The organism is Pseudomonas sp. PDM28 (assembly GCF_019219115.1).
In the GTDB taxonomy this organism is placed as follows: Bacteria; Pseudomonadota; Gammaproteobacteria; order Pseudomonadales; family Pseudomonadaceae; genus Aquipseudomonas; species Aquipseudomonas laurylsulfatiphila.
This window is the reverse complement of sequence record NZ_JAHUWG010000010.1, coordinates 19,553-37,965: the sequence shown is the minus strand read 5'-3', so window position 1 is coordinate 37,965 and position 18,413 is coordinate 19,553. Positions and strand designations below refer to the sequence as shown.

The following is an 18,413-nucleotide window of genomic DNA, read 5'->3' as shown; positions in this document are numbered from 1 at the left end:
CCTCACAATTCGGCGGCTTTGATGCCGACCGAATAGTGTTTTTCCAGATAGCGCAGCACCAGCAAGGACAGGCTGGTGAGCATCAGGTACAGCGCCGCCACCGCGAGGAAGAACGTGAAGGGCTCGTGTGTGGCATCTGCGGCGTTTTTGGCTTTGAACATCATGTCCTGCAAGCCGATCACCGAGATCAGCGCGGTGGATTTGGTCAGTACCAACCAGTTGTTGGTGAACCCGGGAATGGCGAAACGAATCATCTGCGGTACCAGGATTCGCCAGAACACCTGCGCACCGCCCATGCCAAAGGCCACGCCGGCCTCGGCCTGGCCTTTGGGGATCGCCATGAAGGCGCCGCGAAAGGTTTCCGAGAGGTAGGCGCCAAAAATGAAGCCCATGGTGCAGACGCCGGCGATGTAGGGGTTGATGTCGATATAGCGGGTGTAACCGAGCGCCAGGGCGAGGCGGTTCACCAGGTCCTGGCCGCCGTAGAAGATCAGCAGGATCAGCACCAGGTCTGGAATGCCGCGAATCAGGGTGGTGTAGCTTTCCCCGAGCAGGGCCAGCCATTTGAGCGGCGACAGGCGAAAGGCCGCACCGATCAGGCCCAGGGCAATCGCCAGGGACATGGAGGTCAAGGCCAGGTTGATGGTCAGCCAGGCGCCATCGAGAATGCTCGATCCGTAGCCGTGGAGCATGATGAAGTTCCTCAAGCGAGCGCCGCGAGGCGCGCAGGACAAGCCCCGGCAGACGCCTGCAGGGGCCGGTGCCGGGGTCAGGTTTCAGGGGGCTGGCTTACTCGCCGTAGATATCGAACGCGAAGTACCTGGCCATCACTTGCTGGTACTTGCCATTGGCGCGAATGGCATCGATCGCGGCACTCAGGCGCGCAACGTTGGCACTGTTGCCTTTGCGCACGGCGATCCCGGCGCCCCGGCCAAAATATTTCGGGTCGTTGATGTCGGGCCCGGTCAATGCGAAACCCTGGCCAGCCGCTGTCTTGATGAAGCTCTCGTCAGTGTTGACGATGTCGGCGAGGGTGGCGTCCAGACGACCCGAGGCGAGGTCGAGGAAGGCTTCATTTTGCGAGGAGTAACGCACCACGACGACGCCGGATTTTTCCAGTTGCTCGGTGGCAAAGCGATCGTAGGTCGAGGAGCGTTGCACGCCGAGTTTCTTGCCCTTGAGGTCGACCAGAGGGTCGTTGATCACGTTGCCGGCCTTCATCGCGAACTTGCCCGGCGTGTGGTAGTACTTTTTGCTGAAGTCCACGGATTTCATCCGGTCTTCGGTGATGGACATCGACGACAGCACGGCATCGATCTTGCGCACTTTGAGCGACGGGATCATGCCGTCGAACTCCTGAATGACCCACTCGCACTTGACCTTCATTTCTTCGCACAAGGCGTTGCCGATGTCGTAGTCGAACCCGCTGACGTTGCCTTCCGGTGTCTTGAAGGAGAAGGGCGGGTAGGCGGCTTCGATACCGATACGCAGGCTGTCTTCGTCGGCATGTGCCAGAAAGCTGAAAGCGCATAGCGCCAGAGCACCTAGAAGTTCTGTCTTGTTCATATTGTTGACTCCCTGGAGGGCATTGGGGGAACGGGTGCCCGCCATCCGGGTTGGCGCGGTGGATCAGTCCTGTGATCGGCGAGGCTATAAATGACACAATAAAAATCCATATGCAAGATAACTGAAAAAAAACATATCAGTCCCAGACGTGACAACGTGCACCTGTGCCCGATCGCTCCAGGCACTGGTGAGCGTTTCTGCGGGGTTTCGCATTGATTTTTCCGGGGGGCGAAAGTGCGTTTTTTTGGCGGCGCTCGTTCGGTTCACAGACTGATCGGCAGGGATGTCGTCGCTGCAAAGTCATCGGGCTGATGGCCAAGGCGTCGCTTGGCCACTGCATGCTTCATAAGCGCTGGAGCGGTGGTTTTTCCTGACGTGTAAGGTCTGCGAGCTGAGTTGCACGCAATGCACCCTGCAGCGTACTCATCACCATCTCATGCAGCAGCTTGCGGCGTGCGCCAATGCCGGCCTGGGGCTTCCCGACCCAGGCCGGCAGTTGATTGAGCAGGGATACGATGCCGTTCATGGTCGCGCGCAGGGTGGCGCCAGCCGGTTGACCGGTGAGTTGCTCTATGGCCTCTAGCAGGTGCTCCTCGTAACGTCCGCGCAGGGTCAGGATCGAGGCCTGCTGTTCGCCGCTCAAACAATGGAGGTCGTACTCAGCCAGGCGGAAATGCGCGGCCATGCGCTCGTGGAGCCGCAGGTGCGCCTCAAGCAGGCCGTGCAGTCGTGCAGTGGGGGCGGATTTGCGCCGGGTCACCAGGCTGGCGCCATCAAGCAACGCTTCGTAGAGCTCCTCGATCAGTTCAAACAGCAGTGCCTCTTTGCTATCGATGTGGTTGTAGAGGGAGCCGGCCGTGATCCCCAGGCAAGTGGCCAGGTCGCGCATGCTGACCCGGCTGAAACCATGCCTGGCGAACATCTCGACCGCCTTGTGCCGCGTTTCCAGGTAGCGCGTGTTGCGCTCTTCGTCGACAGGTACGGCAAAAAGGGTTTTGGAGGGCTGCATGTTGCTCATCCACCTCATACGCGAAACTGCCCCAACAGCCGATTGAGCTGACCCGCCAGTTGGCCCAGTTCCTGGCTCGCCGCGTTGGAACGGTCTGCTGCCTGGGCATTTTCGTGGGCCAGAGAGGCTGCTCGGGTCACATTCTGGTTGATGTCTTCGACCACGTGTGACTGCTCCAGGGTGGCGCTGGCGATCGAGGCGTTCAGTTCAGTGACATTGCGCAGCGCGCCGAGTACCTGGTGCAGGCTTTCAGCCGTTTGGTGGGCCTGTTCCACGGTTTGTCGAGCGGCCTGGCTGCTGGCATTGATGACGTTCACCGCGGCTTCCGAGTTGCCGTGCAGGCGCTCGATCATGTCCTGGATTTGCGCGGTGGACTGCTGGGTGCGCTGTGCCAGCAGGCGCACTTCGTCTGCGACCACGGCGAAGCCGCGACCCTGCTCGCCGGCTCGCGCCGCCTCGATGGCGGCGTTCAGCGCGAGCAGGTTGGTCTGCTCGGCGATGGCGCGGATCACTTCCAGCACGCTGCCGATTTGGGTACTTTCCCGGGCCAGGCTCTGGATCACCTCGACGGCCTGGCCGATGGTATCGGACAACTGGTCGATCTGGAGCAGGCTGCTGTCGATGTTGTGTTGGCCCCGGCGAGCCTGTTCTTCGGCCTGGCGAACTTCGTTGGCCGCGTGCTCGGCGTTCCTGGCCACTTCCTGCACGGCGTAGGAGACCTCATGGATGGCGGTGGCGACCAGCTCCATCTGCTGCGATTGCTGCTGGCTGTGGTTCTGGCTATCGGCGGCGATTTCACCGAGCGACTTCGAAGCCTGGTCCAGGCTGTCGGCGGACTGGATGGACTGGCCGATTACGCCACGCAGCTTGTTGGTGAATACGTTGAAATGGCGGCTCAAGTCTGTCAGTTCATCACGCCAGCGGTTATCCAGATGACGGGTCAGATCGGCTTCGCCGCTGGCGATGTTTTCCATTGCATCGACCACTCGCGTCAGTGGCGAGGCGATGCTGCGGGCAATCAGCAGGATCAGCGCACTGAGCATCAGGGTGATCGTCAGCAATATGACAAAAGCCTGGAGCAGTTGGCGGCGGAACTCGACCTGCACGTCGTCGATGTAGATGCCCGACCCGACAATCCAGCCCCAGGGCTTGAACAACTCGACGTAGGAAACCTTCTCCACCGGTGCATCGGAACCCGGCTTGGGCCAGCGGTAGTGCACCAGGCCGGCGCCATCGCGTTTGGCCGTGGCGACCATTTCGTCGAACAGCGCCTTGCCGTCCGGATCGAGCGTGCCGGCCATGCGCTTGCCCTCGAGCTTGGCATTGGGGTGCATGACCATGCGCGTGTCGAGGTCTTCGAGCCAGAAGTAGTCCTGGCGGTCGTAGCGCAAGTCGCGCATGACTGCGATGGCCTGCTGCTGCGCCTGCTCACGACTGAGGCCCTGGCCTTCCAGGCTTTGGAAGTGGCGCAGGATGCCGCTGGCGGTCTCGACCACATGGCGGGTTTTCAGCGCCTTGGCCGCATACAGGTCGTCATGGCTCTGCTTGAGCATCAGGCCGGCGAGAATCAGCAGCATCAGGATGGATGTCAGCAAAATCAGCCACAGACGGCGGCTAATGGAAATATTGCGCAAGCCGGGCATGGGCAACTCCGCGAGAGGGAAGGCAGGTGAAAGCCGGAGGCGGCAGTCGCGTCCGGCTTGTGGGGGTCAGAGTGCGTAGTGGCTCAGTTCGCGGGCGATCAACAGGCGCTGGACTTCGCTGGAGCCTTCGTAGATCTGGGTGATGCGCGCGTCTCGGTAGTAGCGCTCCACCGGGTAGTCTTCCAGGTATCCGTAGCCGCCATGGATCTGCAGGGCGCTGGAGCACACGCGCTCGGCCATTTCCGAGGCGAACAGCTTGGCCTGGGAGGCTTCGGACAGGCACGGTTGTCCGGCGCTTTTCAGGCGCGCGGCATGCAGGACCATCAGGCGGCTGGCGTTGAGCCGGGTGTGCATGTCGGCGAGCAGGTTGGACACGCTTTGGTGTTCGATGATCGGCTTGCCGAACTGGACGCGTTCGCGGGCATAGCCCAGGGCGGCTTCGAAGGCGGCGCGGGCGATTCCCAGGGCCTGGGCGGCGATGCCGATGCGACCGCCTTCCAGGTTCGACAGGGCAATGGCCAGGCCTTTGCCGCGTTCACCCAGCATGTTGGCTTCGGGAATGGTGCAGTTGTTCAAGGTCACCGCGCAGGTATCGGAGGCCTTGATGCCCATCTTGTGTTCGCGTCGGTCGACCACGAATCCGGCGTTGTCAGTGGGGACCAGGAAGGCCGACAGGCCTTTCTTGCCCAGTTGCGCATCTGTGACGGCGAAGACAATGGCCAGCTTGGCCCGCTCGCCGTTGCTGACGAACTGCTTGGCGCCATTGAGTACCCACTGACCGTCGCGCAGTTCGGCACGGGTACGCAGGTTGTGCGCTTCGGAGCCGGCCTGTGGCTCGGTCAGGCAGAAGCAGCCGATCGCTTGACCACTGACCAGCAGCGGCAGCCAGCTGTCCTGTTGCGCGGGGGTGCCGTATTTCAGCAGGGGGCCGCAGCCCACCGAATTGTGGATGCTCATCAGCGCGCCGAGGGCACCGTCACCGGCCGAGATTTCTTCAACGGCCAGGGCGTAGGCCACATAGTCGGTGTAGCTGCCGCCCCAAGTGTCCGGTACGACCATGCCCAGCAGGCCCAATTCGCCCATCTGCGCCACCACGGCGTCATCGATCCAGCCGGCCTTCTCCCAGGCTTGGGCATGCGGCGCGACTTCGCTGCGGGCGAAGTCGCGCGCCATGTCGCGGATCATGCGTTGTTCTTCGGTCAATTCGATATCGTGCATTGCAAAGTCTCCTGCCGATCAGGCGGTGCGTACGGGCTTGCCGGAGGCGCGTTCAAAGTCGTTGAAGAAGGCTTGCACCCGGGCAGGTGCCAGTTCTGTCAGGGTTGGCGGGTTCCAGCGTGGGCACTTGTCCTTGTCGATGATCAAGGCGCGCACCCCCTCCATCAGGTCGCCCTTGTCGAACCACTGGTAGTCCAGGTGCAACTCGAGGGCGAAGCACTCGGCCAGGCTCAGGTCACGACCACGGCGCAACAACTCGAGCGTCGTGGCCATCGCCAATGGCGAGCGGCTGTCGAGCAGCTTCACCGTCTGCTCGGCCCAGTCTTGCAGCTCGGGGCGTTGTTCGCGCTGCAGCGCGGCGTGAATGGCCGGGACATCGGGCAGGGCGAAATATTCGTCGATCGCCTGGCGACAGGCCTTGAGCTCGGAACCGGCCAGTCGCTCGGTGGCCATGTCGGCAAGCAGGTCCTGCAAGTCTTCGACGGGCGCCGCGGTCCAGTTCAGGTGGTCGAGGCAGGCATCCAGCTCGGCCAGCCGTTCGCTGGGCAGGTAGTAGTCGGCAAGATTCGCATAGAGGGCATCGGCGGCACGCACCTGGCAGCCGGTGATACCCAGGTAGGTTCCCAGCTCACCTGGCAGGCGCGGCAGGAAATAGCTGCCACCGACGTCGGGGAAAAAGCCGATGCCGACTTCCGGCATGCCCATCCGCGTGCGCTCGGTGATCACCCGCAACGAGGCGGCCTGGGCCAGGCCCATGCCGCCACCGAGGACAAAACCATCCAGCAGTGCCAGCACTGGCTTGGTGTAGCCATGCAGGTACTCGTCCAGGGCGTACTCCTCCTCGAGGAACAGCTCATGCAGGTTGTCGCCGGCCTTGTAGCTGTCGTACAGCATGCGGATGTCGCCACCGGCGCAGAAGGCCTTTTCACCGGCGCCGCGAAGGGTCACGGCGACGATCTCCGGGTTCTGCTCCCACGCCCACAGGTGCCGGCAGAGCAGGCGCACCATGGGCAGGTCCAGGGTGTTCAACGCGCTTGGCCGATTCAGTGTCAGGTGGCCGACACGGTTGCGTACGCTGGCCAGCACCGGGGCTTGCTGCTCGCTCATGTTCAGGCTTCTCCGCGGAACAGGTTGATGATGGCGGAGAAGTCCAGGCCGCCGTTGCCTTGCAGGCTGAAGGTCTGGTACAGCTGCTGGGCTACGGCACCGAGCGCGACCGGCTGACGCGCGTGCCGGGCCGCTTCAGTGGCCAGGCCCAGGTCCTTGAGCATCAGGTCGCTGCCAAAGCCGCCGCTGTAGCCCCGTGAGGCGGGCGCGTTTTCCAGTACGCCCGGGAACGGATTGTTGACCTCCGAGCTCCAGCAGCGACCGGTGGAGGTGTTGATGATCCCGGCCAGCACCTTGGCGTCGATCCCGAGGGCTACACCCAGGGCCATGGCTTCGGCGACACCGACCATGGAGATGCCGAGCAGCATGTTGTTGGCGATCTTGGCCACTTGGCCGTTGCCTGCTGCGCCGCAGTGCACGATGTTCTTGCCCATCGCCGAGAGGATCGGCAAGGCCTGGTCGAACACGCTGTCCGGGCCACCGACCATAAAGGTCAGGGTGCCTGCCGCCGCACCGCCGGTGCCGCCGGATACCGGCGCGTCGAGCATCGGGTTGCCTTGGGCAAGGGCGTATTTGGCCACCTCGCGGGTGCTCAGCGGGTCGATGGTCGAACTGTCGATCAACAGCACGCCCGGGCCGATATTGGCCAGCAGGCCATCCTTGCCGCGATAGACCTGCTTCACGTGCTCGGCGGTCGGCAGCATGGTGATGATCACCTCAACCCTGGCCTTGGCCACGGCTGCGGGTGAGTCGGCGGCGCTGGCGCCGGCCTCCACCAGGGCGGCGACCGCTTGCGGGAAGGGATCGAAGACGGTCAGGCTGTGGCCGGCCTTGAGCAGGTTGCGAGCCATTGGGCCGCCCATGTTGCCGAGGCCGAGAAATCCGATATGCATGTTGGCTACCTTTTACGAGAGGGGGCAGTGGCGCAGGAAACCCTGCGCGCGCTTGTCGTCGGCCGACGCAAGGCGCCGGCCGGCAAAGGTCATTTCAGGGTAATGGTGGTGTTCACCGCGCCGCCGGTGTCGTCCTCGTCGAACCAGCGCTGGGTGATCGTCTTGGTCTGGGTGTAGAAGGTCACCACTTGCTTGCCGTAGGGGCCCAGATCGCCCAGTTTGGAGGCGCGCGAACCGGAGAAGGAGAACAGCGGGACCGGTACCGGGATTGGCACGTTGATGCCGACCTGGCCGACGTCGATCTCTTCCTGGAAGTGCCGCGCGGCTGCGCCGGAACGGGTGAACAGGGCAGTGCCGTTGCCGTTCGGGTTGGCGTTGATGATCTCGATCGCCTCGTCCAGGTTGGCGGCGTGCATGACGCACAGCACCGGGCCGAAGATTTCTTCGCGGTACACGGACATCTGCGCGGTGACGCCGGAGAAAATGGTCGGGCCGACGAAGTTGCCGTCCTGGTAGCCCGGCACGCTCGGGTTGCGCCCATCCAGTTCAAGCTTCGCGCCTTCTTCGATGCCGCTGGCGATCAGGCCGTTGACGCGCTCCAGGGCGGCGCAGGAGATCACTGGGCCGATGTCGGTGCCCGGCTCGGTACCACCATTGATCTTGAGGGTCTTGGTTCGTTCGATCAGGTCCGGCAGCCAGGTCTGCGCTTCACCCACCAGGATCACCACGGGCAGGGCCATGCAGCGCTGGCCGGCAGCGCCGAAGGAGGCGCCCAGCAGGTTGTTCAGGGTCTGTTGTTTGTTGGCATCAGGCAGGACGATGGCATGGTTTTTCGCGCCCATCATGCACTGCGCGCGCTTGCCGTTCTGGGTGGCGCGGTTGTAGACGTGGGTGCCGACCTTGGTCGAGCCGACGAAGGATACGGCCTTGATGTCCGGGTGGTCGCAGATCAGGTTCACCGCGTCGACGCCGCCGTGGATGACGTTGAGCACGCCCTTGGGTACCCCGGCTTCCAGGGCCAGTTCAACCAGGCGCATGGTCACCAGCGGATCCTGTTCGGATGGCTTGAGGACGAAGGTGTTGCCGGTGGCAATGGCCATCGGGAACATCCACAGCGGGATCATCGCCGGGAAGTTGAACGGGGTGATGCCGGCGCACACGCCCAGCGGTTGCAGCAGGGTGTAGGTGTCGACGCCGTTGGCCACGTTGTTGGCCAATTCGCCCATCTGCAAATTGCCGATGCTGGCGGCGTGCTCGACCACTTCCAGGCCACGGAACACGTCACCTTCGGCATCCGGCAGGGTCTTGCCCTGCTCGGCGGTAAGCAGGGCGGCCAGTTCCTTGATGTTCTCGCGGATCAACTGCTGGTACTTGAGGAACACACGGGCACGGGCACCGATCGGGGTCTTGCGCCAGGTCTTGAAGGCTTGCTTGGCGCTGGCCACGGCGGCGTCCATTTCCTCGGCGGTGGCGAAGGGCACGCGGGCCAGGACTTCCTGGGTGGCCGGATTGACCACGTCGCGCCACTGGGTGGTGCGCGATTCGACGAATTCGCCGTTGATGAGAAGCTTGACGCTGGGAACGATGGAAGAGGTCATTTACGGGTCCTGCCTGCTTTCGTTGGGTCGAATGAGTCCCCTCGGCGTGGTTGGCCGAGTGGTCGGGTTTGATTTCGGGGGGGAGGGGCCGGCATGCCGGCCCCTGGGGTCAGCCTTTGAGTTGCGGGAAGTCTTCTTCGAAGTATTCCTGCGGGCCACGTGCGTCGCCCTGGCGACGCTGCACTTCCATTTGCCGCAGTTCCACCCGGCGGATTTTTCCGGAGATGGTCTTGGGCAGCTCGCTGACAAATTCGATGCGCCGTACCCGCTTGTAGGGCGCCAGGTGCTCGCGGGCGAACGCGAGGATGCTGCCGGCCAGTTCGTGACTGCCCTGTGCGTCATGGGCCAGGATCAGATAGGCCTTGGGCACTGCCAGGCGCACGGGGTCGGGGCTTGGCACCACGGCCACTTCCATTACCGCCGGGTGCTCGATCAGCGCGCTTTCCAGCTCGAAGGGGCTGATGCGGTAGTCGGAGGCCTTGAACACATCATCGGCACGGCCGACGAAGGTGATGTAGCCCTCTTCGTCGATCTGTGCGGTGTCGCCAGTGCGGTAGTAGCCGTCGCGCATCACTTCGGCAGTCTTTTCCGGGCTGTCCTCGTAGCACAGCATCAGGCCAAGGGGGCGTACGTCCAGCGGCAGGGCCACTTCGCCTTCGTTACCCGGCACGCCATCAGGATCGAGCATGGTCACCCGGTAGCCCGGCAACGGACGGCCCATGGAGCCCGGCTTGAGCCGCTGACCAGGCGTGTTGCCGACCAGTGCGGTGGTTTCCGACTGGCCGAAGCCGTCGCGCAGCAACAGGCCCCAGGCATGCAGGATCTGCTCGATGATCTCCGGGTTGAGCGGCTCACCGGCGCCCACCAGTTCGCGCAGGCGCAGGCGCGTCTTGTAACTGGCCAGGTCTTCCTGGATCAGCATGCGCCACACGGTAGGCGGCGCGCACAGGCTGGTGACGCCGTAGCGCTCGAGCACGCCGAGCAGGGCTGGCGCGCTGAAGCGTGCAGTGTTGTGGATAAAGATGCAGGCACCGGCATTCCAGGGTGCAAAGAGGCAGCTCCAGGCGTGCTTGGCCCAGCCCGGGGACGAAATGTTCAGGTGCAGGTCGCCCGGCTGCAGGCCAATCCAGTACATGGTCGAGAGGTGGCCGACCGGGTAACTCTGGTGACTGTGCAACACCATCTTCGGCTTGGAGGTGGTGCCGGAGGTGAAGTACAGCAGCATCGGGTCGGTGGCCAGCGTGCGACCCTCTGTCTCGAACTGCTCGGAATGCTCGCTGGCGGCGCTGTGCGGGGTCCAGCCGGCGGGGGACGGACCGACGCAGATGCGGCTGCAGTCTTCACCCAGCCCGACGAATTTGTCGACATGGGCGCTACCGACCACCAGGTGGCGAACATGGCCACGCTCGATGCGGTCGCGCAGGTCTTCGGGGGTCAGCAGCGCGGTAGCGGGAATGACCACGGCGCCGAGTTTGAAGGCGGCCAGCATGGTTTCCCACAGGGCGACATCGTTACCGAGCATCAGCAGGATGCGTTCGCCACGGCGCACGCCAAGGGCGCGCAGGTGATTGGCCACCTGGTTGGAGCGCGCTGCCAGTTGCTGGAAGCTGTAGCGTTGTTCGCTGCCGTCCTCTTCGACGATCCACAGGGCATTGGCCTGGTTGCCCTCGGCCATGGCATCGAAGTAATCCAGCGCCCAGTTGAATTCGTGCAGCTGCGGCCAGCGGAAGTCACGTATGGCGGTGGCGTAGTCGGTACGGTGGGCCAGGAGGAAATCACGAGCGGCCAGGAAGGGTTGGCAGTGGTTGTTCATTGGAGGCTCCCGAGGCGCGCGCGGGTACCTGGAAGTGGGGAGACGACGGCAAGCAAAGATAGCTTCACGGTGGGTGCCCTATTTATTTTTATTGGGACTGACCGGGTTCATGGCCAGGTGGTTGAATCGAGTATAGGCAGGCATAAATCAAATAAGAATGCTCAAAAAATCCCGTATGTTGTGCAAAAAAGCATGGGTCTGCTGCATCGTTGATTCGACAGAAATGCACAAGGCGTGCACTGCCCGCACCGTCAAGCGATGCAGGCCGCGCACGCCTTGTGCGGGGACTTACCAGAGCGCCAGGGTATAGCTGAGGATCAGGCGGTTTTCGTTGAGGTCGTTACCGAAGTGGGCGGTGCGCACCGTAGCGTTGCGCCACTTGAGACCGAGGTTTTTCAGCGGGCCGCTCTGGAGCACGTAGCCGATGTCGGTGTCGCGCTCCCATTCGTGGCCGTCGGGTTTGCCGACGCCCAGGTCGATGCTGTCGCCGGATAAGTAGCGGGTCATGAAGGTCAGGCCGGGAACACCGAGGGCCGCGAAGTTGTAGTCGTAGCGCGCCTGCCAGGAACGCTCGTCCTTGTTGGCGAAATCGTTGATCTGCACGAAGTTGACCAGGAAGGCGTCGGTGCCATTGACGTAGGCAAAGCCGGTGTCGCCGCTCATGCGTTGGTAACCGAGACCGAAGGCATGGCCGCCGAGGGCATAGGTGAACATGGCGCCGAAGGCATTGTTGTCGATGTTGCTTTGGCCATCGTCGGTGGAGCGGGCGTAGCGCAGGTCGCTCTTGAGCGTCTGGCCTGTGCCCAGCGGCAGCACGTGGACCAGACTGAACTGGTGCTGGTGATAGAAGTCGTCCAGGCCGCCGTAGTTGTAGCCCGTGTTCAGCCGCTCGTTCCACTGGTAGGCCAGGCCGGCGAAATTGAAGGCGTCGCTGCGGGCCTGGCCACCGACAATGCCCTTGGCGCCGGTGGTGGTGATGGTCATTTTCTCGTAGTTCGAGGAGTCGCGCTGATTGACCCGATCCACGCGCCCAGCGTCGACGCTCAGCCCTTTGATCTCCTGAACGTTCAACTGGCCACCGCGGAATGTTTGCGGCAACAGGCGCGAGTCATTGGCCAGCAGTACCGGCAACTTCGGGGTCAGGGTGCCGAGCTTGAGCACGCTGTTGGACGCTTTGAACTTGGCCGTCAGGCCCAGTTCGCCATACTCGTCCTTGGCGCGCCTGGGTGGCTGGCTGTCGCGCTTGAGCAGGCCGGTGCCGGCACGATCGGGGCTGGAATCGAGCTTGACGCCGAGCTGGCCGAGGGCATCGATACCGAAGCCGACCGTGCCATCGGTATAGCCGGATTCGTAGCGCAGCAGGAAGCCCTGGGCCCATTCTTCTTGCTTGGACTGGGCGGCATTAGCCTGGCGGAAGTCGCGGTTGAAGTAGAAGTTGCGCGTTTCCAGCCTGGCCGTGCTGTCGGCCAGGAAGTCGGCATGAGCCTGTGCAGCGAGGCCGCTGCCGACCAGGAACAGAGTGACGGTGGTGGGTTTCATTGGAGGCCTTTTGTTGTTTTTGTTGTCGACGAGCCGCTCCCGCGCCACTTGGCATTGGCGAGGGAAGGGCGCTTGTGGGGGTGTCCTGCACCGAGCGGCGCAGGGCGGGTGTAAAAAAGCGCGAAGCAAAGGAGCGGACTCGCGCTCGGGGCGTCAGCCCCGGAAAAATCAGCGTCAGTGACTGCTGGCCATGGAAGCTCCAAGGCCGGTCTGGGCACGGACGAACTGGTCGGCATAGGCGGCGCGCTCGCGGTTGGCGCGCTCGCTGCGGTCAAGCCTGGAAGCGACCACTATGACCACGAAGGCCAGTGGCATGGAGAACAGCGCCGGCTGGTCGTAAGGGAACAGCGCCTGGGCATGACCCAGTACACCGACCCATACCGACGGCGAGCCGATCACCAGGGCCAGGGCGCTGACCAGGCCGGTCAGGCCGCCATAGAGGGCGCCGCGGGTGGTCAGGCCGCCCCAGTACATGGACATGATCAGTACCGGGAAATTCGCCGAGGCGGCGATGCCGAACGTCAGGCCGACCAGGAAGGCGATGTTCTGGCCCTCGAACAGAATGCCAAGGGAAATCGCTACGATGCCCAGGCAGACGGTGGCGATGCGTGACACGCGCATTTCCTGTTTCTCGTCGGCGCAGCCCTTCTTCAATACCGACGCGTAAAGGTCATGGGAGATGGCCGAGGCACCGGCCAGGGCCAGGCCAGCTACCACCGCGAGAATGGTGGCGAACGCCACGGCAGAGAGGAAGCCGAGAAACAGGTTGCCGCCCACCGCCTTCGCCAGGTGCATGGCCACCATGTTGCCGCCGCCGATCATGGCCCCGCCGAGCTTGCCGTCGACGTAGTACTGCGGATCCGTGCCGACGATGACGATGGCGGTATAGCCCAGGACGCAGACCACCAGGAAGAAGAAACCGATGAACACCGTGGCGAACAGCACCGATTTACGCGCCTCCTTGGCGTTGGGCACCGTGAAGAAACGCATCAGGATGTGCGGCAGGCCGGCAATGCCGAAGACCAGGCCGAGGGATAGGGACACCGCGTTGATCGGGTCGGCCAGCAAGGTGCCCGGGCCCATGATCTGCACGCCGCTGGCATGCACGGCCACCGCCTGGGCCGCCAGCGTCTCGAAACTGAAGTCGAAGCGACTCAGGGCCATCAGCACCAGGGTGGTGCCGCCCGCCAGCAGCAGGACCGCCTTGGTGATCTGTACCCATGTGGTGGCGAGCATGCCGCCGAAGATCACATAGACCAGCATCAACAGTCCGACCACCACCACCGCCGTGCGGTAGTCGAGACCGAACAGCAGCTTTATCAGCTGGCCGGCACCGACCATTTGCACCACCAGATAGCAGCACACTACGGTCAGCGATCCGAGGGCGGCAAAGCTGCGTACGCGGGTTTGATCGAGGCGGTAGGAGACAATGTCGGCGAAGGTGTAGCGGCCCAGATTGCGCAAGCGCTCGGCCATCAGGAAGGTGACGATCGGCCAGCCGACGAAGAAGCCGATGATGTAGACGAAGCCGTCGTAACCCTTGGCGAAGACCAGGCTCGACAGGCCCAGCAAAGTGGCCGCCGACATGTAGTCACCGGCGATTGCCAGGCCATTCTGAAAGCCGGTGATACCGCCACCGGCGCTGTAGAAATCGGCGGCGGAGCGGGTGCGGCGGGCCGCCCACCAAGTGATCAGCAACGTGGCGAGGACGAAGACGAAAAACATGCCGATGGCGTGCAGGTTGAGCGGTTGCTTCTCTGCGGTGATGGCGTCGGCATTGGCCAGCAGTGGGCAAAGAGCGAGAAGGGCGGACAGGCGTTTCATGCGCGGGACTCCTGGAGGATCTGCGAGCTGAGCACGTCGAAGCGGGTGTTGGCGCTGTGCACGTACCAGGCGGTGAGTAGCCAGGACAACAGGATGATCGTCACGCCAATTGGCATGCCGAGGCTGAGGTGGCTGCCGTCATACAGCGGCAGGTGCAGCCAGGCGGGAGCGAAAGCCACCACCATGATGAAGCTGTAATAAATCGCCAGGACCGCGCCGCTCAGTGTCCAGGCCAGCAGTGCGCGCTGACGCGCGAGGCGCTGGAACTTGGGGTTGGCCCTGACCCGTACACAGGTCTGGGCGTGGTTCGGATGGTCAGTCGTCATGGTGAGGCTCCGTTTTTCTAGTTGTTTTTGTCGTTCGGCCTTTTGAGGGGCGTACGGGTACCCGGGCAGCGACCCGATGCGGGGCGCCACCTGAATGCGGATGTGCTGGGGTTATTGCCGCCCGGATGATCTTTCGAAGGCGAGTGGGCGGTGCAGGAGGGCGGGCCTGATCGGCTGTGAAGCGAGCAGAGGATCGGGCCAATGGCGGGCGAGAACCGTGGTCGCGATTGCGCTGTTGCGCAGTTGTTTGTGTCCGGCGTGCAGGCCGGTGTTTAGCCATGCGCTCATGCTGTCAGCCCTCGTTATTTATTATTGGGGAGGGGACTTTCCTGGCCGGAAAACGACGCTGGCCAAGTTGGGTGAGATGCGAGTATATAAGGGCATATTTCCCATATGTATTGGCAGAAAAGCCCGATGGATATGCAAAAACGCACAACGCAGCCCCCACTGAACTGGGACGACCTACGCTTTTTTCTCGAAGTTGCCCGTGCGCGCACCGCCAGCGGAGCGGCCCGACACCTGGGAGTGGACTACACCACGGTGTCGCGGCGCATCCGTGCGCTGGAGCAATGCCTGGGTGCTTTGCTGTTCGAGAAATCGCGCACCTCAGGCTTCGTCCTGACCGTGGAAGGGCAGCGTCTGGTCGGACACGCCGAAAGCCTGGAAAGTACGCTGCTGGTGGCTTGCGAGCAGGTTTTCGGCACCACAGGGGGGCTCTCCGGGCATCTGCGCATTGGTTGCACGGAAGCCTTCGGAACCTGTTTCATCACGGCGCAGATGAGCCACTTCCTCGAGCACTACCCGAATATCTCGGCGGACATTTTGCCGGTCCCGCACTTCATCAACCTGTCACGGCGCGAGGCGGATATCGCCATCACCCTGGAGCGGCCCGAACGCGGTCCATACGTGTGCTCGCGACTGTGCGACTACCGCCTGCGCCTGTATGCGACGCCGGAGTACCTGGCCAATCATCCGTCGATCGGCTGTCGCGAAGACCTGTCCAGCCACCCGTTCGTGACCTACGTCGAAGACCTGGCCTTCAGCTTCAAGCTGCTCTACCTGAACGACCTGATGCCTGGGGCCAACTGCCGCCTGCGCAGCACCAGCGTGGTGGCCCATTACCATGCAGCCCTGGAAGGGCGGGCGCTGGCCATCCTGCCTTGCTTCCTCGCCGGCCCCGATCCCCGCCTGTGCGAAGTGCTGCCGGGTGAGGTGGAGGTCACGCGACAGTTCTGGATGTATTACAGCGAGGACCTGCGCAAGCTCAAGCGGGTCACCCTGGTAGCCGACTATTTGCGTGCTTGTGCGGAATTGAATCGTCCGTTGTTGATGGGGGAGTCCCATACGATGCACTACTTGCCGTCGCCCTGAGGGAATGGGAGGGGGAGCCTTGCAGGAACTGCCGCAGGCTGCGAACTTTTGATCTTGCTTTTAAAAAATCAAAAGATCGCAGCCTCGTTGCACTCGACAGCTCCTACAGGAGAATGGCGCTGACCAATGGCATGGGGGTGCCTGTCGTCATCACTGGCTGGAGCGAACGGCCCCGCCGTCAATCAACAGGTTTTGCCCGGTCAGGTAACCCGCATGGCTGCTGCAGACGAAGGCACACAGCGCACCGAACTCCTCGGGTGAGCCGAAGCGTCTGGCAGGAATTTCGCGACGGCATTCGTCAAGGAATGCCTCACTGTCTTGCCCCATTTCGTGGGCAGCGGCGACCAGGTTGTCGCGCAGTCGATCGGTGTCGAACGAGCCCGGTTGCAGGTTGTTGATCGTCACATTGCGGCTGGCAATGTTTTCTTGCCGGGCCAGCCCCGCAATGAACCCCGTCAGGCCACTGCGCGCGCCGTTGGATAGACCCAGGCTTTCGATCGGGGACTTCACGGCGCTCGAGGTGATGTTGATGATCCGGCCAAATCCGCGTGCCGCCATGCCGTCTACGGTGGCCTTGATCAGCTCGATAGGGGTCAGCATGTTGGCATCCAGCGCCTTGAGCCAGGCGTCGCGATTCCATTCGCGGAAATCCCCGGGAGGAGGGCCGCCGGCGTTGTTGATCAGGATATCGAAATGCTCATGGGCCTTGAGCGCTGCTGCCCGACCCTCGGGCGTGGAAATGTCTCCAGCCACGACGATGACCGTCACTTCAGGATTTATCGCCCTGAGCTGACGGGCTGTTTCATTCAGCGTGTCTTCACCCCGTGCGGTGATCACCACGTTCACGCCTTCGGTGACGAGTGCCTGTGCGCAGGCCTTACCCAGGCCTTTGCTGGCGGCGCACACCAGCGCCCAACGTCCTGCAATTCCAAGATTCATGCGTGATCCACCGCTGCAGACAGGTTGGCCGATCGGGCACCGATGCCCATGAAGCGCCGTACCCTCTCGCCTTCAGCTTCGCAGCGAATGGTTTCAGGGGCGGCATCGAGTTGAATATTGCCGTTCTCCATGAAAATCACCCGATCGGAGATCGACATGGCAAAGTCCATTTCGTGGGTCACGATCAGCATGGTCATGCCTTCCCTGGCCAGGTCGCGGATCACGTTGAGCACGTCGTTGACCAGCTCCGGGTCGAGGGCCGAGGTCGGCTCGTCGAACAGCATGATCTGCGGCTCCATGGCCAGGGCCCGGGCGATCGCCACGCGCTGCTGCTGGCCGCCGGAGAGCTGGTGCGGGTACTTGTGGGCATGGGCCAGCAGGCCGACCTTGTCCAGCAGCGCATAGGCACGATGCTCGCTCAGCTCGCCCGGCTGGCCGTGGTACCGCGGTGCCAGGGTGATGTTGTCGAGAATGGTGCGGTGCGGGAACAGGTTGAAGTTCTGGAACACCATGCCGATGTGCCGCACGCCTTTGCGCAGGCGCGAGCCGTTGGGTTTGTCCGAGGCTTCGATGAACGTTTCGCCGAACAACTTGATGTCGCCGGTATCGATGCTTTCCAGGCCGTTGACCGTGCGGATCAGCGACGTCTTGCCGGAGCCGGATGGCCCGATGATCGAGACCACCTGGCCGTAATCGACATTCAGGTCGATACCCAGCAACACCTTGTGGGTGCCATAGCTCTTCTGGATGTTGTTCAGTTGCAGGATCGGCGTTGTGTTGTTGCCTGCGGCTTTGCGCGCAATGTCGGGCAAGGCTTCGGCGCTGGCCTTGAACCTGGCAATAGTGGCCGCGTCGAGTGTGTGCGGCTTGCGGTAGTTCAGGTCCAGGTAACGCTCCAGGCGTTGCAGGAAATAGCCGAATACGGTGACGATCAACACGTAGTACACGCCCACCGCCGCCAGGGTTTCCATGACCAGGAAGTTGGTGGCATAGAGGCGTTGGCCGACCGTGAGGATTTCGGTCAGGGAGATGACCGAGACCAGCGAAGTCAGCTTGACCACGGTGATGTATTCATTGATCAGGGTGGGCAGCGAAATACGGAACGCCTGGGGTATCACGATCAGGCGTTGCATGCCGAGCACGCCGACACCCAGTGCGCGCCCGGCTTCCTTCTGGCCCTTGGCCACGGAAATCAGGCCGCCACGATGGATCTCCGCCATGTACGCCGCTTCCGTGACCACCAGGGCCAGCAACCCTGCGTAGAAGGGGTTGGACAGAATCGGTCCGCTACCGGGAAACAACTGCGGCAGGTTGTAGACGAACACCACCAGCACCAGCAACGGGATGCTGCGGAAAAACCAGATGTAGACCGCTGCGGGAATGCGCAGCAAGGGCGATTGGGACAGCTTGGCGGTGGCCAGGACAAAACCCAGCAGCATGCCGATGAACCAGGCCAGGGCACTGAGCTGGATGACCGTGACGCAGGCATTCCAGAAGTCCGGCAGGGAGAACAGGGAGAAGAAATACGACCAATCGAATTGCATGGGACACCTCGATCTGCCGCCCC

The 18,413-nt window shown here is 62.8% G+C and carries 15 protein-coding genes; 1 reads left to right on the top strand and 14 read right to left on the bottom strand.

Going from position 1 to position 18,413, the window contains the following annotated elements:
• Nucleotides 1-2 precede the first annotated feature (2 nt).
• From KW841_RS22280 to KW841_RS22225, 12 genes are all read right to left on the bottom strand, one after another.
• A complete protein-coding gene (locus tag KW841_RS22280) occupies nt 3-692 on the bottom strand; it encodes an ABC transporter permease (protein WP_218479777.1) in 690 nt (229 codons plus the stop codon).
• Between the two features lie 97 nt (nt 693-789).
• Nucleotides 790-1,566 (bottom strand): ABC transporter substrate-binding protein, encoded by a 777-nt coding sequence (locus KW841_RS22275; protein ID WP_218479776.1) that lies wholly within the window; start codon nt 1,564-1,566, stop codon nt 790-792.
• Nucleotides 1,567-1,909: 343 nt separating this feature from the next.
• Nucleotides 1,910-2,593: a TetR/AcrR family transcriptional regulator gene (locus tag KW841_RS22270; protein ID WP_218479775.1), complete on the bottom strand. Its 684-nt coding sequence runs from the start codon at nt 2,591-2,593 to the stop codon at nt 1,910-1,912.
• Nucleotides 2,590-4,218: a methyl-accepting chemotaxis protein gene (locus KW841_RS22265; protein ID WP_218479774.1), complete on the bottom strand. Its 1,629-nt coding sequence runs from the start codon at nt 4,216-4,218 to the stop codon at nt 2,590-2,592. Before KW841_RS22265 ends, KW841_RS22270 begins: the two co-directional genes overlap by 4 nt.
• A 66-nt stretch (nt 4,219-4,284) precedes the next feature.
• Nucleotides 4,285-5,436 carry an acyl-CoA dehydrogenase family protein gene (locus KW841_RS22260; RefSeq protein WP_218479773.1) on the bottom strand — a complete coding sequence of 384 codons (1,152 nt, stop codon included), beginning with the start codon at nt 5,434-5,436 and terminating at the stop codon, nt 4,285-4,287.
• A gap of 18 nt (nt 5,437-5,454) precedes the next feature.
• A complete protein-coding gene (locus KW841_RS22255; RefSeq protein ID WP_218479772.1) occupies nt 5,455-6,543 on the bottom strand; it encodes an enoyl-CoA hydratase/isomerase family protein in 1,089 nt (362 codons plus the stop codon).
• Nucleotides 6,544-6,545: 2 nt separating this feature from the next.
• The gene (gene mmsB / locus KW841_RS22250) at nt 6,546-7,436 is read right to left on the bottom strand and encodes a 3-hydroxyisobutyrate dehydrogenase (protein ID WP_007978273.1); all 891 of its coding nucleotides are present in this window, start codon (nt 7,434-7,436) and stop codon (nt 6,546-6,548) included.
• An 89-nt stretch (nt 7,437-7,525) separates the two neighbouring features.
• Nucleotides 7,526-9,034, bottom strand: coding sequence for a CoA-acylating methylmalonate-semialdehyde dehydrogenase (locus KW841_RS22245; RefSeq protein ID WP_218479771.1), 1,509 nt, complete (start codon nt 9,032-9,034; stop codon nt 7,526-7,528).
• Between the two features lie 109 nt (nt 9,035-9,143).
• Nucleotides 9,144-10,847, bottom strand: coding sequence for an AMP-binding protein (locus KW841_RS22240; RefSeq protein WP_218479770.1), 1,704 nt, complete (start codon nt 10,845-10,847; stop codon nt 9,144-9,146).
• 288 nt (nt 10,848-11,135) lie between these two features.
• Nucleotides 11,136-12,386, bottom strand: a complete 1,251-nt coding sequence (locus KW841_RS22235) for an OprD family porin (RefSeq protein WP_218479769.1) — start codon at nt 12,384-12,386, stop codon at nt 11,136-11,138.
• Between the two features lie 174 nt (nt 12,387-12,560).
• Complete coding sequence (locus tag KW841_RS22230; protein ID WP_218479768.1) at nt 12,561-14,210, bottom strand: cation acetate symporter; 1,650 nt, start codon at nt 14,208-14,210, stop codon at nt 12,561-12,563.
• Nucleotides 14,207-14,536 carry a DUF485 domain-containing protein gene (locus KW841_RS22225; RefSeq protein ID WP_007978282.1) on the bottom strand — a complete coding sequence of 110 codons (330 nt, stop codon included), beginning with the start codon at nt 14,534-14,536 and terminating at the stop codon, nt 14,207-14,209. The genes KW841_RS22230 and KW841_RS22225 overlap by 4 nt, the downstream gene beginning before the upstream one ends.
• A 393-nt stretch (nt 14,537-14,929) precedes the next feature.
• Here KW841_RS22225 and KW841_RS22220 point away from each other — a divergent pair, with 393 nt between their 5' ends.
• The gene (locus KW841_RS22220) at nt 14,930-15,907 is read left to right on the top strand and encodes a LysR family transcriptional regulator (protein WP_218479767.1); all 978 of its coding nucleotides are present in this window, start codon (nt 14,930-14,932) and stop codon (nt 15,905-15,907) included.
• 150 nt (nt 15,908-16,057) lie between these two features.
• On the opposite strand, the gene KW841_RS22215 is transcribed toward KW841_RS22220, so the two are convergent.
• The gene (locus tag KW841_RS22215) at nt 16,058-16,846 is read right to left on the bottom strand and encodes an SDR family oxidoreductase (protein ID WP_218479766.1); all 789 of its coding nucleotides are present in this window, start codon (nt 16,844-16,846) and stop codon (nt 16,058-16,060) included.
• A complete protein-coding gene (locus tag KW841_RS22210) occupies nt 16,843-18,390 on the bottom strand; it encodes an amino acid ABC transporter permease/ATP-binding protein (protein ID WP_218479765.1) in 1,548 nt (515 codons plus the stop codon). The genes KW841_RS22215 and KW841_RS22210 overlap by 4 nt, the downstream gene beginning before the upstream one ends.
• Nucleotides 18,391-18,413 lie beyond the last annotated feature (23 nt).

Coding starts and splice junctions, on each gene's coding strand:
- mmsB (WP_007978273.1), bottom strand. CDS start 7,436: ATGCATATCGGATTTCTCGGCCTCGGCAACATGGGCGGCCCAATGGCT.
- KW841_RS22235 (WP_218479769.1), bottom strand. CDS start 12,386: ATGAAACCCACCACCGTCACTCTGTTCCTGGTCGGCAGCGGCCTCGCT.
- KW841_RS22275 (WP_218479776.1), bottom strand. CDS start 1,566: ATGAACAAGACAGAACTTCTAGGTGCTCTGGCGCTATGCGCTTTCAGC.
- KW841_RS22280 (WP_218479777.1), bottom strand. CDS start 692: ATGCTCCACGGCTACGGATCGAGCATTCTCGATGGCGCCTGGCTGACC.
- KW841_RS22230 (WP_218479768.1), bottom strand. CDS start 14,210: ATGAAACGCCTGTCCGCCCTTCTCGCTCTTTGCCCACTGCTGGCCAAT.
- KW841_RS22225 (WP_007978282.1), bottom strand. CDS start 14,536: ATGACGACTGACCATCCGAACCACGCCCAGACCTGTGTACGGGTCAGG.
- KW841_RS22210 (WP_218479765.1), bottom strand. CDS start 18,390: ATGCAATTCGATTGGTCGTATTTCTTCTCCCTGTTCTCCCTGCCGGAC.
- KW841_RS22265 (WP_218479774.1), bottom strand. CDS start 4,218: ATGCCCGGCTTGCGCAATATTTCCATTAGCCGCCGTCTGTGGCTGATT.
- KW841_RS22240 (WP_218479770.1), bottom strand. CDS start 10,847: ATGAACAACCACTGCCAACCCTTCCTGGCCGCTCGTGATTTCCTCCTG.
- KW841_RS22260 (WP_218479773.1), bottom strand. CDS start 5,436: ATGCACGATATCGAATTGACCGAAGAACAACGCATGATCCGCGACATG.
- KW841_RS22270 (WP_218479775.1), bottom strand. CDS start 2,593: ATGAGGTGGATGAGCAACATGCAGCCCTCCAAAACCCTTTTTGCCGTA.
- KW841_RS22245 (WP_218479771.1), bottom strand. CDS start 9,034: ATGACCTCTTCCATCGTTCCCAGCGTCAAGCTTCTCATCAACGGCGAA.
- KW841_RS22220 (WP_218479767.1), top strand. CDS start 14,930: ATGTATTGGCAGAAAAGCCCGATGGATATGCAAAAACGCACAACGCAG.
- KW841_RS22255 (WP_218479772.1), bottom strand. CDS start 6,543: ATGAGCGAGCAGCAAGCCCCGGTGCTGGCCAGCGTACGCAACCGTGTC.
- KW841_RS22215 (WP_218479766.1), bottom strand. CDS start 16,846: ATGAATCTTGGAATTGCAGGACGTTGGGCGCTGGTGTGCGCCGCCAGC.